This window comes from Arthrobacter sp. MDT1-49-2 (assembly GCF_059090185.1).
This window is the reverse complement of the sequence record NZ_JBNHFK010000002.1, coordinates 330,684-344,552: the sequence shown is the minus strand read 5'-3', so window position 1 is coordinate 344,552 and position 13,869 is coordinate 330,684. Positions and strand designations below refer to the sequence as shown.

At 65.3% G+C, this 13,869-nt stretch carries 15 protein-coding genes; 6 read left to right on the top strand and 9 right to left on the bottom strand.

The window, feature by feature from the left end:
• Positions 1 to 9 precede the first annotated feature (9 nt).
• Entirely contained in the window at positions 10 to 1,050 is a 1,041-nt protein-coding gene (gene ppk2 / locus AC5RTS_RS04120; protein ID WP_493990801.1) for a polyphosphate kinase 2, read from the bottom strand.
• Positions 1,051 to 1,193: 143 nt separating this feature from the next.
• On the opposite strand from ppk2, the gene AC5RTS_RS04115 reads away from it, so the two are divergent.
• Positions 1,194 to 2,180: a GmrSD restriction endonuclease domain-containing protein gene (locus tag AC5RTS_RS04115; RefSeq protein ID WP_493990800.1), complete on the top strand. Its 987-nt coding sequence runs from the start codon at positions 1,194 to 1,196 to the stop codon at positions 2,178 to 2,180.
• 16 nt (positions 2,181 to 2,196) lie between these two features.
• Here AC5RTS_RS04115 and AC5RTS_RS04110 read toward each other — a convergent pair whose 3' ends face one another.
• Both AC5RTS_RS04110 and gluQRS read right to left on the bottom strand, forming a co-directional pair.
• A complete protein-coding gene (locus tag AC5RTS_RS04110) occupies positions 2,197 to 3,981 on the bottom strand; it encodes a glycoside hydrolase family 15 protein (protein WP_493990799.1) in 1,785 nt (594 codons plus the stop codon).
• 28 nt (positions 3,982 to 4,009) lie between these two features.
• Positions 4,010 to 4,918: a tRNA glutamyl-Q(34) synthetase GluQRS gene (gene gluQRS, locus AC5RTS_RS04105; protein ID WP_493990798.1), complete on the bottom strand. Its 909-nt coding sequence runs from the start codon at positions 4,916 to 4,918 to the stop codon at positions 4,010 to 4,012.
• A gap of 673 nt (positions 4,919 to 5,591) precedes the next feature.
• Here gluQRS and AC5RTS_RS04100 point away from each other — a divergent pair.
• Positions 5,592 to 5,897, top strand: coding sequence for a hypothetical protein (locus AC5RTS_RS04100; RefSeq protein WP_493990797.1), 306 nt, complete (start codon positions 5,592 to 5,594; stop codon positions 5,895 to 5,897).
• A 47-nt stretch (positions 5,898 to 5,944) separates the two neighbouring features.
• On the opposite strand, the gene AC5RTS_RS04095 is transcribed toward AC5RTS_RS04100, so the two are convergent.
• Positions 5,945 to 7,312, bottom strand: a complete 1,368-nt coding sequence (locus AC5RTS_RS04095; protein WP_493990964.1) for an amino acid permease — start codon at positions 7,310 to 7,312, stop codon at positions 5,945 to 5,947.
• Between the two features lie 226 nt (positions 7,313 to 7,538).
• On the opposite strand from AC5RTS_RS04095, the gene AC5RTS_RS04090 reads away from it, so the two are divergent.
• Both AC5RTS_RS04090 and AC5RTS_RS04085 read left to right on the top strand, forming a co-directional pair.
• The gene (locus tag AC5RTS_RS04090) at positions 7,539 to 8,171 is read left to right on the top strand and encodes a hypothetical protein (protein ID WP_493990796.1); all 633 of its coding nucleotides are present in this window, start codon (positions 7,539 to 7,541) and stop codon (positions 8,169 to 8,171) included.
• 242 nt (positions 8,172 to 8,413) lie between these two features.
• Positions 8,414 to 9,352, top strand: a complete 939-nt coding sequence (locus AC5RTS_RS04085; RefSeq protein ID WP_493990795.1) for a hypothetical protein — start codon at positions 8,414 to 8,416, stop codon at positions 9,350 to 9,352.
• A 72-nt stretch (positions 9,353 to 9,424) separates the two neighbouring features.
• On the opposite strand, the gene AC5RTS_RS04080 is transcribed toward AC5RTS_RS04085, so the two are convergent.
• The 5 genes from AC5RTS_RS04080 to AC5RTS_RS04060 form a co-directional block, all read right to left on the bottom strand.
• Positions 9,425 to 9,976, bottom strand: a complete 552-nt coding sequence (locus AC5RTS_RS04080; RefSeq protein WP_493990794.1) for a hypothetical protein — start codon at positions 9,974 to 9,976, stop codon at positions 9,425 to 9,427.
• A gap of 159 nt (positions 9,977 to 10,135) precedes the next feature.
• A complete protein-coding gene (locus AC5RTS_RS04075) occupies positions 10,136 to 10,552 on the bottom strand; it encodes a VOC family protein (protein WP_493990793.1) in 417 nt (138 codons plus the stop codon).
• Positions 10,549 to 11,034 (bottom strand): SRPBCC domain-containing protein, encoded by a 486-nt coding sequence (locus AC5RTS_RS04070; protein ID WP_493990792.1) that lies wholly within the window; start codon positions 11,032 to 11,034, stop codon positions 10,549 to 10,551. Before AC5RTS_RS04070 ends, AC5RTS_RS04075 begins: the two co-directional genes overlap by 4 nt.
• Positions 11,034 to 11,540: an SRPBCC family protein gene (locus AC5RTS_RS04065; RefSeq protein WP_493990791.1), complete on the bottom strand. Its 507-nt coding sequence runs from the start codon at positions 11,538 to 11,540 to the stop codon at positions 11,034 to 11,036. Before AC5RTS_RS04065 ends, AC5RTS_RS04070 begins: the two co-directional genes overlap by 1 nt.
• Positions 11,537 to 11,905: an ArsR/SmtB family transcription factor gene (locus AC5RTS_RS04060; RefSeq protein ID WP_493990790.1), complete on the bottom strand. Its 369-nt coding sequence runs from the start codon at positions 11,903 to 11,905 to the stop codon at positions 11,537 to 11,539. The genes AC5RTS_RS04065 and AC5RTS_RS04060 overlap by 4 nt, the downstream gene beginning before the upstream one ends.
• A gap of 268 nt (positions 11,906 to 12,173) precedes the next feature.
• Here AC5RTS_RS04060 and AC5RTS_RS04055 point away from each other — a divergent pair, with 268 nt between their 5' ends.
• Both AC5RTS_RS04055 and AC5RTS_RS04050 read left to right on the top strand, forming a co-directional pair.
• On the top strand, positions 12,174 to 13,136 hold the full coding sequence (locus AC5RTS_RS04055; RefSeq protein WP_493990789.1) for a VOC family protein: 963 nt from the start codon (positions 12,174 to 12,176) through the stop codon (positions 13,134 to 13,136).
• Positions 13,137 to 13,224: 88 nt separating this feature from the next.
• Positions 13,225 to 13,869, top strand: coding sequence for an alpha/beta hydrolase (locus AC5RTS_RS04050; RefSeq protein ID WP_493990788.1), 645 nt, complete (start codon positions 13,225 to 13,227; stop codon positions 13,867 to 13,869).

Genomic DNA, 13,869 nt, shown 5'->3' with positions numbered 1-13,869 from the left:
GGCACAGAGCTAGGAGCTCGAGGCGCCGACGTTGCCCTGCGGCCTCACCACGGGGAAACTGCCGTGCGGCTGCTCATCCTCTTCGAAGTGGTTGGCCGCCCGTCCCACTATCAGCGGGTCCGGTTCGTGGGCAATGGAGGTGTCCTTGTTCGGATAGTCCACGGTGCTGAGCACATAGCGCATGGCTTCGAGCCGGGCACGTTTTTTGTCATTCGACTTCACCACCGTCCACGGGGCATCACCGGTATCCGTGTAGAAGAACATGGCTTCCTTGGCCTCGGTGTAGGCATCCCACTTGTCCAGGCTGGCCAGATCCGTGGGGGAGAGCTTCCACTGTTTCACGGGGTCGGTCTCGCGGGCGGCAAACCGGGCCAGCTGCTCGCCGCGCCCCACGGAGAACCACAGCTTGTGCAGCAGCGTGCCGGAGTTGACCAGCATGCGTTCCAACTCGGGAACCTCACGCATGAACTCGAGGTACTGTGCCGGCGTGCAGTACCCCATCACCCGTTCCACGCCGGACCGGTTGTACCAGGACCGGTCCATCATCACGATCTCCCCGCCGCTGGGCAGGGTGCGGATATAGCGCTGGAAGTACCACTGCGTCTGTTCCTCGGCAGTGGGTTTCTCCAGTGCCACGATCCGGGCGCCGCGGGGATTCAGATGCTCATTGAAGCGCTTGATGGCCCCGCCCTTCCCGGCGGCGTCGCGCCCCTCGAAGATCAGGAGCATTTTCTGGCCGGTTTCCTTCACCCATAGCTGCATCTTCAGCAATTCAATCTGCAGGAGCCGTTTCTGCCGCTCGTAGCTGCGCCGGCTGAGCTTGGTGTCATAGGGGTAGTTCTGCCGCCAGGCGTCATCGTCAGCCTTGACTTTGACCTTCCTGCCTTTGCGGTGCAGTTCCTGGATCTCTTCGAGTTCCTCGACATAGTCCTCGGAAACGGAAACCCGCCCAGCGTCCTTCCGGCCGTTTTGACCCCCGGTTCCGCCACCGGGCAGCTCATCAGGGAGGGCTTCCTTGGATGTTTCCTTGGTGCTCTTATTCGTTGCCATGGCCTCTCCTGCGCTGGTTCGTTATCCGAACTTACGCGGCACAAGCATCTGATTGGAAGAGGTTGCCCGGTCTCCACCACTGGCGGGCGGGGCGCGGCGCGCCTGACCGGAAGTGCCGGACGAGCGGCCGATAATTGAGGGCGATGACTTCACTACGCACCAAAGTTCTGTCCCTTCTTGCCCTGCCCGCGGTCCTGCTCGGCGCCGCCGCCTGCACCCCTGTTGCTGAGAGCGTTCCCGGCGCCGCGCCGTCGTCCGCAGCCGCAACCCCCGCCGTCACGGACGCGCCCGCAGATTCCGCCGCGGTCCCCGCCGAAACGCCGGCACCGCCGGCCGCGGCCGGGACGGCGCTGGAGCAGCTGGCCGGCATTCCGATCAAGGGGCGTGCACCGAAGACGGGCTATGACCGTGAGCAGTTCGGCCCGGCGTGGGCGGACACGGACCGCAACGGCTGCGACACCCGTAATGACATCCTCGCCCGCGACCTGGTGGATGTGGTCTACAAGGACGGCACCAAGGAATGCGTGGTGGCCTCGGGCACCTTCCTGGACCCGTACACCGGGGCAACCATCAGTTTTGTCCGCGGCAACACCACGAGCACCGCGGTGCAGATTGACCATGTGGTGGCGCTGTCCGATGCCTGGCAGAAGGGGGCGCAGCAGCTCAGCGCCGAGGAGCGGCGGCAGTTCGCCAACGACCCGCTGAACCTGATGGCGGCGGACGGTCCGGCCAACGGCGCCAAGTCCGACGGCGACGCCGCAACCTGGCTGCCGGCGAACAAGGCCTTCCGGTGCGAATACGTGGCCCGGCAGACTGCGGTCAAGGCGGAATACCGGCTGTGGATGACCCAGGCCGAGCATGACGCCATCGCCACCGTGCTCGCCGGCTGCCCGGACCAGCCGGTGCCCGAGCGCGCCGGAACCGCGTCCGCGTCGGTCGCTGCCGGGGCCGGGGCAGGCGCCGAAGCAGTGGTCGAGCCCGGGGCTGCTCCCTTTGCCGGTGACGCAGCGCCCGTGTATGCCAACTGCTCGGCGGTCAAGGCCGCCGGAGCCGCCCCCATCCGCACGGGCGATCCCGGCTGGGATCCCAAGTTTGACCGCGACGGCGACGGCGTCGGCTGCGAGTCCTAGCCGCGCCTGCCCGGCGTTAGTCCCGGTCCTCGCCCAGCGTCAGGGCCGCCGTGATCAGTGCCAGATGGGACAGCCCCTGCGGGAAATTGCCCAGGAACGCGGAGTCCTCTTCGGCGATCATCTCGGTGTACAGGCCGACGTCGTTGGCCAGCGGCACCAACTCATCCATCAGCGCGGCGGCTTCCTCCCGGCGGCCCACGCAGTCCAGGGCGGCGGCCATCCAGAAGGCACACGCGACGAACGTCCCTTCCTCCTTCTCGGCGCCGCTGAACCGGTAGAGCAGGGGGCCGCGGCCCAGCTCGCTGCGCAGCGCGTCGAGGGTGGAGGACATCCGCTCGCCGCGGTCGAATCCGCTGATGGCATGCAGCAGGATGGAGGCATCCAACTGGTCGGTGCCCGGATACCAGACGTAGCTGCCGCGTTCCTCGGACCAGCAGTTGGTCTCCACCCAGTCCCGGATCCGGTCCATCTCGGCCCGCCAGCGTTCCGGGGTGCCCGGGATCTGGCCCAGGTCCGCCAGATGCGAGGCGCAGCTCAGAGCGTGCCAGCAGCCCAGCTTCGAGGTGGTGTAGTGCCGCTCCTCATCCAGTTCCCACATGCCGGAATCCCGGCGCTGCCAGACATCGCAGGCAAGGTCCGCCAGGTCCGCCAGATACCGGCCGGTGCCGGTGTCCAGCACATGGCCGGCGTCCACGTACATCTGGACGATGTTGAACAGGTCCCCGAAGACGCCCATCTGCAGCTGTGCGGCGGCGTCGTTGCCGTTAACCACCGGCCCGATGCCCCGCCAGCCCGGCAGGTCCAGGACCTCGGCATCCTCGGCGCGGCTGCCGTTGAGCCGGGTAAACACTTTCAGGTCCTTGCCCTGCTCCCGCACGCTCTTGAGCATCCCGGACACAGCCGCATGCACTTCCTCGCGCAGGCCGAAGCGGATCATGGCGTGCAGGGTATAGGCCGTGTCCCGCACCCAGGCATACCGGTAGTCCCAGTTCTTGCCGCCGTTCACGTTCTCCGGCAGGGACGTGGTGGCCGCTGCGGCTATGGCCCCGGTGGGGCTGTGCAGCAGCAGCTTCAGCGCCAGTGCACTGCGCTCCACGGCGTCGCCCCAGCGCCCCTCGTACTGGAACTCCCGGGACCAGTTCTGCCAGTTGGCAATGGTGCGGTCCACGCCGTCGTCGATGGTCTGGGGGTCCGGCAGCGGCAGCGGCTCGTCGTGGGTGGAGATGACGGCCAGCAGATGGCGTGTTCCGGCCCGGGCGGTGAACGTGCCGCTGATGGCACGGTCAGATGCCTCTTGCTCGCCGATTTCCCGGCCACGGACGGCGATGGTGGTGCCCTGGACCTGCAGGACAGGACCGTGCACTGAGTGCTGCACCCACGGGGAGGCGGTATTGAAGCTGCTGCCCGGGGCAACGGCCCAGCGCATGTCCACCTCGCCGTCGAGCCCCTCGACCCGACGTGCCAGTTCACCCCAGGGCAGCCGTCCGGCCACACCGGTGTTCAGCGAGTCGGTGACCCGCACACTGCCGGTATCCGTGGTGAACGTGGTGGCCAGGACATTGGTGCCCTCCACATAGGCACGTTCCACCCTGAAGTCCGCTGCCGGCCGCAGCTCAATCTGCCCGCCGTTCTCTGCATCCAGCAGGCGGGCGAAGGCCGGGGTGGAGTCCAGGTCCGGAGTGGGATACCAGTCGATCGAGCCGTCCAGGGCAACCAGCGCCACGGTCCGCCCATCGCCGATGGCACCGTAGGAGCGCAGGTCCGTGTACCCGTCCACGCGGTCCGGCTGGGGCAGTGTCATGTGCAGCTCCTTGTTGTACGTGCGGTGATCAGGCGGTTTTGCGTGCCTGAAAAATCCAGGGGTCCCGAGGTATCCGTGCCGGGTCGAACTGCGCCAGGGCGGCGTCGAGTGTGCCGGGCAGTCCCAGTGATGCCAGCATGAGTTCCCGGGCGGCACCGGCGTCAATGCCGGCGGCGGCGAGATCGGGGAGGGTGACGGCGCCGTCGCGCTTGGCCAGCCGCTGCCCGGCGGTGTTCAGGGCCAGCGGCACATGCGCATACCGCACCGGCGGCGCCCCGAGCAGGGAACCGAGGTAGGCCTGCCGAGGTGCGGAGCTGAGCAGGTCATCCCCTCGCACCACCTGGTCGATGCCCTGCAGGGCGTCATCGAGCACGACCGCGAGATTGTAGGAAGGCACGCCGTCATTGCGCAGCAGCACCAAATCATCCACGGCCGAGGTGTACTCGCCGTGCAGCTCATCCGTCACGGTGAACTCGGGAACCTGGGCGCGCAGGCGCAGCGCGGCGGGCCGCTCCCGCCGTCGTACCGCGCGCTGTTCCTCGGTGAGGTTCCGGCAGGTGCCGGGGTAGGCACCGGGCGGGGCATGCGGGGCCGACGCGGCTTCAGCCACTTCGCGCCGGGTGCAGAAGCACTCGTACACCAGGCCGGCTCCGCGCAGCCGGTCGATCGCCTCGAGGTAGAGGTCTCCGCGTTCGGACTGCCGGACAATCCCGCCGTCCCAGTCCAGTCCGACGGCGGCGAGGTCACGCAGCTGCGCCGCCTCAGCACCGGAGCGGACGCGGTCCAGATCCTCCATCCGCAGCAGGAACCGGCGGCCGGTGCTGCGGGCGAACAGCCAGGCCAGCAGGGCGGTGCGCAGGTTGCCTACATGCAGTTCTCCGGTGGGGCTGGGAGCGAAGCGGCCGGCGGGGGAATCGGCAGCGGAGGAAGTAGGCACCCCTTCAGTCTATAAACCTGCCGCTGCGGGAGGGGCACTCGGTTGCCGCGCGGGGCCGGGCTGGCGGCAGGGCTGCCCGCGGGATCAGCACATCGAGTCTGCAATATTTACGGTTTTGGGTCCGGAAAACGGTAAATATTGCAGACTCGATTACCGGATCGGTAATTTTTGCAGACTCGATGCGGCGCAGCGCTGGCAGCCGCGCAAGCCGCGACCGGGGCGGCGGCCCAGGCCCTATGGCAGCAGCCCACACCAGCGGACCGGGGCTGTCCGCAAAGGAGTGTGACATTTTCCGGGAACTACCTAGCGTGGCAGGCATGGGACTCATGGAGCTGGAACTTGCCCGGCTGGAGCACCGAGAACGAACCGAGGACGCCGAGCGGCGCAACAACCTTCGGCGGTTGAGGCAGGAGCGCTTGCCGGCTCCGGACCGGCAGCGGGAGCGACCGGTCGCAGCACGGTCCGCGAAACTGGACTGGCCCGTCATTACGCTGCGGCTGGGCCCTTTCCAGGTTGTCCTCTTCCGCACGGTCCGTCTGCCGCGGTCGGGACCGGACTCGCATTCACACGGGACGTCCAGCCTTTTCCCGGGTTGAGCGGAGTACCGTGTTCCGCGAAGAGGCAACCGCCGCTTTCCGTGCTGGGCGGAACGGCGGCCCCGGTTGGGATGATCATGACAAGTGGTTACGCGGGACGCAGCTCATCTTCGGGACGGCGCACCACCACCTCGGGCGGATCACCATGGACCATCGTGGTGGTGGGCGTGGTGATGCTGCTGCTCGTCATTGCCCAGGGAGTGGCCACAGGATTCACCGGCCTGCTGGGCTCGGCGGGACTAATAGCCCTGTGCACCGGGCTGTACACATTCCTCACCAACCGCCCGTCCTGGCTGGACCTGCCCAACCGGGTGCTCGGCGGGATCCTGGCCTTGGCGGGACTGATCGCCTCGCTCATTGCCACCGCCATCCACTGGGGCTGACGAGATCCCGGACTGACTAGATCCGGGACTGCCGCAGAACCCCGGGGCTAGATCCGGCCGGGAAGCGTTTCCCGGTCCACTCCGGTCTCGTCCGCCAGCTCGGCGCGTACCCGTCCGTCGCCGCGCACCCACAGGCGGTAGGCGATAAACAGCAGCCCAATCCACACAACGCCGACAATCAGCGCCACCCGGGTGCCCGGCATAACGCCGAGCAGCACCACAATGAACACCATGAAGGCCAGTGCAGCGTAGGAGGCAACCGGCCAGAACGGCACGCCGAATTCCGACGCCGGCAGGTTGCGCCGGGCCATTTCGCGCTTCATCGCGATGTGCGAGAGCAGGATCATCAGCCACACCCACACGGTGGCGAAGGTGGCAATTGAGGCAATGATGGTGAACAGGGATTCGGGCAGCAGCGCGTTGAGCACCACCCCGAGCAGCAGCACCACCGCCATGGTGGCCACGGTCATCCACGGCACGCCGTTCTTGGAGACTTTGGCGAACGACGCCGGTGCCTGGCCTTGGCGCGCGAGCCCGTACATCATCCGGCCGGCACCGAAAATGTCGGCGTTGATGGCGGACAGGGCAGCGGTGATGACCACGGCATTGAGGATGTGCGCGGCGGCGTGGATGCCGAGCGAATCGAAGATCTGCACAAAGGGGCTCGTGGAGCCGTCAATGTCCTGCCACGGGAAGATCATCATCAGCACCGTCAGGGTGCCTACATAGAAGAGCAGGATCCGGAACGGCACGGTGTTCACTGCCGCCGGAATGGCCTTCTTCGGATTCTCTGCCTCGCCTGCGGTGATGCCGATGGTTTCAATGCCGCCGAAGGCAAACATCACAATCGAGAAGGACGCCAGCAGGCCCCAGAAACCGTTCGCGAAGAAGCCGCCGGAGCCCAAAAGGGTGTCCACGCCCGGGCTGGCGCCGTCGTCGAGCCCAAAACCGAACACGATGATCGCAATGCCGCCCACAATCATGGCAATGATGGCCGTGACCTTGAGGATGGAGAGCCAGAACTCCGTCTCACCGAACACTTTCACCCGCATCAGGTTCAGTGCCGCGATCAGCAGGACCACCGCCAGGATCCAGATCCAGCGCGGCACGTCCGGGAACCAGAAGCCCATGTAGATGCCGAACGCGGTGACATCGGCAATGGCCACCACCGCCATTTCAAAGGCGAAGGTCCACCCGGTGATGAAGCCGGCGAAGGGGCCGAGGTAGCGGCTGGCGTACTGGCCGAAGGAGCCTGAGACCGGATGCCGGACCGCCATCTCGCCCAGGGCGCGCATGACCAGGAACACAGCCGCGCCGCCGATCATGTAGGCCAGCAGGACGGCCGGACCGGCGGACTGGATAGCGGAGGCGGAGCCGTAGAACAGGCCGGTGCCGATGGCCGAACCGAGCGCCATAAAGCGGATGTGCCGGACATTCAGCCCGCGGGCCAAGGCCTGGGTAAAGGAGGACTTCAAAGAAAACGCACCTTGGAGATTGGGGGAGGACACCGAATAGTCGGCCTATCCATGGTACGCCTGCCGCCGGTCGCTCCCTTTTCACCGTCCTGTGCTGCACGCCACTCCCGCACGGCGCACTTTTTGTAGACTCGTCGCAACTGCACGCACCATTGGGGGGATAACCATGGACAACAGCCCTGGCCACAGCACTGCCTATCCGCCGGCGGCACCGCCGGCACCGCCGCCACTGCAGAAGAAAGAACCGGTGCCCGCGCGCGGCAACCGGCGCCGGATTCTCTTGCTGGCAGGTGTGCTCTTGCTGGTCCTGCTCGCCGTCATCGCCGGGCTGGTCCTGTCCCGTGACGACGGCGACGGCGACGGCGATGAGCCTGTCGCTGAGTCGTCCGCCCCGGCGGTGGGCACCTCACAGCAGGTGGCCGATTACAGCGTGACGGTGACCGGGGTGGAAACCGACGCCACCGAGGAGATCAAATCCCTCAATTCGCTGACCAAAGACCCGCAGGGCCAATACGTGCTGGTGGACATCAATGCCGAGTACCTGGGCACCGAAAGCGGGACGCCCTCGGAGGATCTCCAGATCCAGTTCATCGCCGCGGACGGCAGCGAATACGGCCATTGCGGGGCGACGCTCGTCAAACCCATGCACAGGGTTCCGGCCATGGCCACCGGTGACACGGCGGAGTTCCAGATGTGCATGGACGTGCCCACGGATGACCTCGCCGGGGCCACCATCCGGGTCGAGTCCTATATATGGGTCAGCGAGGAGGAAGACGCGGTGGACTGGGCAGTGAAGTAGGGGGGACTGTTTGCCGGAGGACCCGAAGCCCTGGATGGCGGCTTCGCCCGTGCGATGTGGATGATGCCGCGGAACTCCAGGGACGCCGTCTGGCCGACATTCGGGTCCACAGGAGCAGAGGATCCGAAAATGTCAGAGGCAGCCGCTACCTTCACTGTTGGGGATCAATCGAGCCCGGCAGGCACCTCAATCAGTGTCTGCACCTTTTCATCAGCTGCCTGCTTTGCCGGCACGCACATCACATGGGGACCACTATGGACAACACCGGAAACACGCCTTACCCGCCCGCGAACCAGTCAGGGGAGGGCGGGCGCCCCGGTGGTCAGCCGGACCCTGCAGGTTCCGCCTACGCTGGGTCCGGCTATGCCGGCACCACCTATGCGGGTCCCGGTCCCGGAGGTGGTCCCGTCCCGGGGAAACCTGGAAACCCCGAGGCCGGGAAGGGCCTGGCCATCACAGCGCTGGTCATCGGAATCGTGTCCCTGCTGCTGTGCTGGATTCCCATTGTGAACAACGCGGTGTTCTTCCTCGGGCTGATCGGCTTGGGCTTCGCCATCCCGGCACTGATTATTTCGCTGAAGAACCGGTCCCGTGCCAAGGGCATGTCCATTGCGGCATTGATTCTTGTAATCCTGTCCCTGGTCGGGGTTCTGGCCACTCAGGCCTTCTACGGCAAAGTGATCGACGATGTCGTGGAATCCATCGAAGACGGAGCCGACGGCGTGGTGGAGAGTTCGGAGAACGAGCAGGAAGTTGCCGCTACTGAGGCACTGGCTCTGGGAACTGCGGCACAGGTGGGCGACTACAGTGTCACCGTCACCGCTGTGAACACCAATGCGGCCGACATCATCCTGGCAGCGAATCAGTTCAACGAGCCGCCCGTGGGGCAGTACGTGTTGGTAGATCTTGCGGTGGAATACTCCGGCGACGCGGAGGGCAACCCGTGGATCGATCTGCAGACCAAGTTCATCGGTGCCGACGCCCGGCAGTATGACCGCTCAACCTGCGGTGCCGTGGTGCCCAACCCTGACATGGATGTGCCCACCCTGGAAAAGAGCGGTACGGCCACTTACCAGATCTGCATGGACGTCCCGGCCGAAGCGCTTACCGACGCCAAGATCTTCGTGGAACCCAGTTTCTCGCTGAGCAATAATGACCGAGCCTACTGGTCAGCCCAGTAGCAAGCTAGAGGACCACAGACGACGGCGGTACCTCCCTTGGGGAGGCGCCGCCGTCGTGCTGCCGGGGATCGGCTACGGAACGCTCGTAGTAGGAACGTACGGCACCGTGTACTCCTCGACATAGGTGCCGGTCGGTGCGGTGCCGGAGAAACGAGTCGGCGGGCCGAACTGTCCGTCCAGCTGGCAGGTCTGCTGCGATCCGGAAAACGACACGATGTCGAAGCCGTACACAGCGACCTTCGACTGGCCGACCGTGACCGGCCCCGAAAGCTGTAGTGGATCTTCGAGACTCCAGCTTTCGCTCAGGGAGGCGTCGGCGTTGACCTGTGCCTGCAGGGGCTCAAGGATTTGCCCAACCGGGACCTGGCCGGACACCTCAGCGGTAGCGGTGCCGGGGGACGGCGCCGTCAGTGCGACGGGGACCTCGGATCCGGAAACATTCGACAGCGTGACCGAGGAGACGGATTCCTTGCTGGCGGTGACGTAATGGTGGTCGAATGTTGTACTCAGGCCGCCGGGTTCGCACTCGGTGCCGGCGGCCCCGGCTGACGGGGCAAGGACCACGGAGCCGGCGATGAGTCCGGCAGTTGACAGTAGGACGGCGGTTCTTTTGCTCGTGCTCAACATGTCGCTCCTTCGTGCAGCGGGATCGTCCCGCTGCCTTGGGGAGCCCCCACGATACTCCTCAGTAAAGGAGTGTCAAGTGTGCGGAAGGCATGATCGCGCTGGTATGCCGGTCTGTCAATACTGTTTTGTCGGATTAGGGTCAGTTGTGGCCTGCGCCTAGCCGATGCGCGCCTCGCGGGGAATCAGAGGCTGACCGGCACGGACCTTTATTTCCTGAACGGTCCACGAATTGCCGTCCGGATCCGAGAATCCGAACAGCGTCCCGCCGTCGCGCGGATCAATAACCATGACGTCGCCCGCGTCCACGCCCCGGTCGACGAGCTCCTGCCGCGCGGTTCTGGCATCGGGGACCACCAACTGCAGGCCGTGCAGGGACCCGGGTGCCATCTGCGCCAGACCCAGCACTATGGAACAGCCCGAACCCGGCGGCGTCAGCTGGGCGAAATCCATCTGCTCGTTAGTGGTCCGGTGGTCCAGGGTGAAACCGACCTGGTCGCGGTAGAAACCCACCGCCCGGTCCAAATCACTGACCGGAACCTGCACCACTTCAAGGGTCCAATCCACTCGGATCATCCTCCTGTCCGGACGGATGCAAGCAGTTCGTCCAGCTGGTCGTAGCCGGCCGACATTCCTTCTTCGATGCCGTTGGTCAGGAACTGGTCACGGGATTCCAATGAAGGATAAAGGGAGCGGCCCTGCAAGCTGCTCCGCCCGCCGGGCAGGGCCGCGAAGGTGGAGTATTCCAGGGTCACCACATCCGGATACCCCTCAAACTCGAAGGTCTGCAGCACAAACTCGTCCTGCCGCACCGTGTGGAACATGCCCCGGAAGGCGAATTCGTCGTCGCCCCGCGAGTGCACAAAGCGGTAGGTCCCGCCGGTGCGGGCCTCAAAGGTGTCTATTCGGGTATCCAGGTCCCGCGGTCCGACCCACAGGGCGTAGAGGGCCGGGTCCATGTGCGCGCGAAAGACATCGCTCACCGGGAAATCGAACTCCCGGTGATATTCGAGGAACGGTTCGCCTGCCGGAGCGTTGAGGGTCAGGGCATTGGTCATCACACGCCCCTTCCCTGCAGCGGTGCCGGCTGGAGCTGTGCCAGGAGCTCCTCCATCCGGTCGAAGCCCTCGGCGACGCCGGACTCCATGCCGGAGGCGGCCATGCCGTCCCGTGCCTCCATGGACGGGTAAACCGCGTGGGCGCTGATTCGGGTGCGGCCGTTGTCGAGCGCCGTCAGCGTCATGAACTCCAGACTGGTCACATCGGGATAGCCGGAGAACTCGAAGGTCTGGATGGCGGCTTCGTTTTCCCGCACGGTGTGGAAAATGCCGCGGAACTCGTAGGGCACTCCGTCCGGGCCGGTGTGGATGTAGCTGTAGGAGCCGCCGGTGCGGAAATCGTAATGGTTGATCTCCATCTTCATTCCCCGCGGGCCAAGCCACTGAACGATCAGGTCCGGTTCGGCGTAGGCCCGGAAAACCTGCTCCACGGGGTAATCCACCTCGCGGCTGAAATCGATGAACGGTACTCCGTCGGGGACGGTGAGCTGCAGTGCGTTGGTCATGATGGATCCTTTGCCTGCGGGCCGCTTTTCGCTGCGGCCTGTGCGCGAAGCACGGCGTCAAGGCTGCGGAACTGCTCCTCCCGGACCAGCCGGTACTGGCCGATCCAGGCGGTGAGCGCCTCCAACCGTGCGGGATTCAGGTGGACGGGCCGGCGCTGCGCGTCACGGCTGCGCGTGACGAGCCGGGCATGCTCGAGGACCTGGATGTGCTTCGAGACCGCCTGCTTGGAAATCTCGAAGGGTTCCGCCAGTTCGTTGACCGTGGCCGGACCCCGGGAAAGCCGGGCAATGATTTGGCGGCGGACCGGATCGGCCAGGGCCAGGAAGGCCTGGTCCAAAAGGGGTTCGTCGCTGTGGGAGTCCATGCGCCTGGTCTGTTCTGAGGAGCGGTAATCAAGGTGCTGGTTGTTCAACCTTGCGGTTGATTACGAAGCTACGCCCGGTGCTCTGGAGGGTCAAGGGTGTGCTGGAAAACAATTCCGAAAGGCCGCCGTCGCCGCGGACAGGAGAGAGAATCCGCCCGGACGCCGGGACGACGGAGCCAATCCGGAAATTACGCATCCGCAGTTTTCTCCCTGCGGGTACGGTCGCCCTCCTCTGTACATCTCACACGTCGATTAGGACGGACCTGCCATGGCATATCTCATCGGCTCCCACCACGTGACGCTCTCCGTGGGCGGGGCGCAAGAGGACGTAGACTTCCACACCCGGGTCCTCGGCTTGCGCTTTATCAAAAAGACCGTGCTCTACGACGGATCCACCCCCGTCTACCACCTGTATTACTCCAATGCCGACGGAGATCCTTCCTCAGTGGTGACAACCTTTCCGTGGGCCCAGCACGGCCTTTTCGGCACCCGTGGCACCAACCAGGCCCGAGAGGTGCTGCTGGCTGTTCCGGAAGGGTCAATCGACTTCTGGGCCCAGCGCCTGACGGACCATGGCATCGAGAATGCGCAGACGGAGATCTTCGGGGAGAGACGGGTAACCTTCCACCACCCATCCGGGCTGGAGTACCAGCTGGTGAGCACGGCCGGGGACTCCCGCCGGGGTTTCACCGGCCATGGCGTGCCGGACACTGCGGCAATCCACGGTATCCACGGCGTGGGTATACACGTGTACGACGCCGACCGAATGGTTGACTTTGGCAGCGAGGCCTTCTTTGCGCGGGACCAGATTCTGGAAGAGGGCGACCGGGCCCGTTTCCGGGTGGGCAAGAGCGATTTCGGCAACTGGATAGAGCTCACCGGCAACCGCACCGACGCCCAGGGAACGTGGCGTTACGGTGCCGGGACATATCACCACTTTGCCTGGAATTTCGACACCTTGCAGAACCAGGAAGAGGCGAAATTCGACATCGAAGGCGCCGGCTACACCGACATCTCCGAACTAAAGGACCGCACCTACTTCAAGTCCCACTATGTCCGGTCCCCCGGAGGGGCGCTGTTCGAGCTGGCGGTGACCCACGAGGACGGCGGCTGGGACTGCGATGAGTCTCCGGAGGAACTGGGCCGGGCGTTCATGCTACCGCCGCGGTTTGAGCACGAACGCGAACACATCATGTCCCAGCTTGAGCCCATCACTACGGATGAAGGCTGAACTCCATGCATGCACCGGGCGGTGCGGGGTCCTGCCCGGTGCCGGGAAAACGCCGCCCGGCCGCACCGCATGCCCGTAAGGAGGATCCGTGCCGTCCAACCCCCATCTGAGCCAGGACCCTCTCTGGTACGGACCAACCGATGCCTCGTTGGTTGTTTATGCAGTGCACGGGAGAGGACAGAGCCCTGACTACATGAAGGACGTCGCAGACCGAGTGGACCTGCCCGACCTCGCGTGGGTTCTGCCGGCCGCCCACAACAACAGCTGGTACCCGCAGAGCTTCCTGGCGCCTGTCGAGGACAATCAACCGGAGCTCGATGACGCACTGGAGACTGTCCGCACACACCTGGCTGACCTGTTGGACCGGGACGGGCCGCCGGTCGGCGTATTGGGATTCTCCCAGGGCGCATGCCTGTTGTCGGAGTACCTATTGCAGGAGCGCCCGCCTTTGGCCGGGGCTGTCCTGCACACCGGAGGCTACCTCGGTCCAGCCCAACGGGATTGGCCCCCGGATCCCCACCTGACCGGATTGGCGGTTGAACTATTGACTTCCCAGGACGATGCCTGGGTCCCGCTCCACCGCGTCGAAGCCACCGCCCTTGCCTTCCGTTCCCTCGGTGCCACGGTGGAACTGACCACCTACGACGATCCTGAGCACCACCTCAATGACGATTCCATCCGGATAATCCGCCGCTACCTTCGGCAGCGCACGACCAGCAGCAGGAGCAAATAA

Coding starts and splice junctions, on each gene's coding strand:
- ppk2 (WP_493990801.1), bottom strand. CDS start 1,050: ATGGCAACGAATAAGAGCACCAAGGAAACATCCAAGGAAGCCCTCCCT.
- AC5RTS_RS04115 (WP_493990800.1), top strand. CDS start 1,194: ATGACTTCACTACGCACCAAAGTTCTGTCCCTTCTTGCCCTGCCCGCG.
- AC5RTS_RS04110 (WP_493990799.1), bottom strand. CDS start 3,981: ATGACACTGCCCCAGCCGGACCGCGTGGACGGGTACACGGACCTGCGC.
- AC5RTS_RS04100 (WP_493990797.1), top strand. CDS start 5,592: ATGACAAGTGGTTACGCGGGACGCAGCTCATCTTCGGGACGGCGCACC.
- AC5RTS_RS04095 (WP_493990964.1), bottom strand. CDS start 7,312: ATGGCGCTCGGTTCGGCCATCGGCACCGGCCTGTTCTACGGCTCCGCC.
- AC5RTS_RS04090 (WP_493990796.1), top strand. CDS start 7,539: ATGGACAACAGCCCTGGCCACAGCACTGCCTATCCGCCGGCGGCACCG.
- AC5RTS_RS04085 (WP_493990795.1), top strand. CDS start 8,414: ATGGGGACCACTATGGACAACACCGGAAACACGCCTTACCCGCCCGCG.
- AC5RTS_RS04075 (WP_493990793.1), bottom strand. CDS start 10,552: ATGATCCGAGTGGATTGGACCCTTGAAGTGGTGCAGGTTCCGGTCAGT.
- AC5RTS_RS04070 (WP_493990792.1), bottom strand. CDS start 11,034: ATGACCAATGCCCTGACCCTCAACGCTCCGGCAGGCGAACCGTTCCTC.
- AC5RTS_RS04065 (WP_493990791.1), bottom strand. CDS start 11,540: ATGACCAACGCACTGCAGCTCACCGTCCCCGACGGAGTACCGTTCATC.
- AC5RTS_RS04060 (WP_493990790.1), bottom strand. CDS start 11,905: ATGGACTCCCACAGCGACGAACCCCTTTTGGACCAGGCCTTCCTGGCC.
- AC5RTS_RS04055 (WP_493990789.1), top strand. CDS start 12,174: ATGGCATATCTCATCGGCTCCCACCACGTGACGCTCTCCGTGGGCGGG.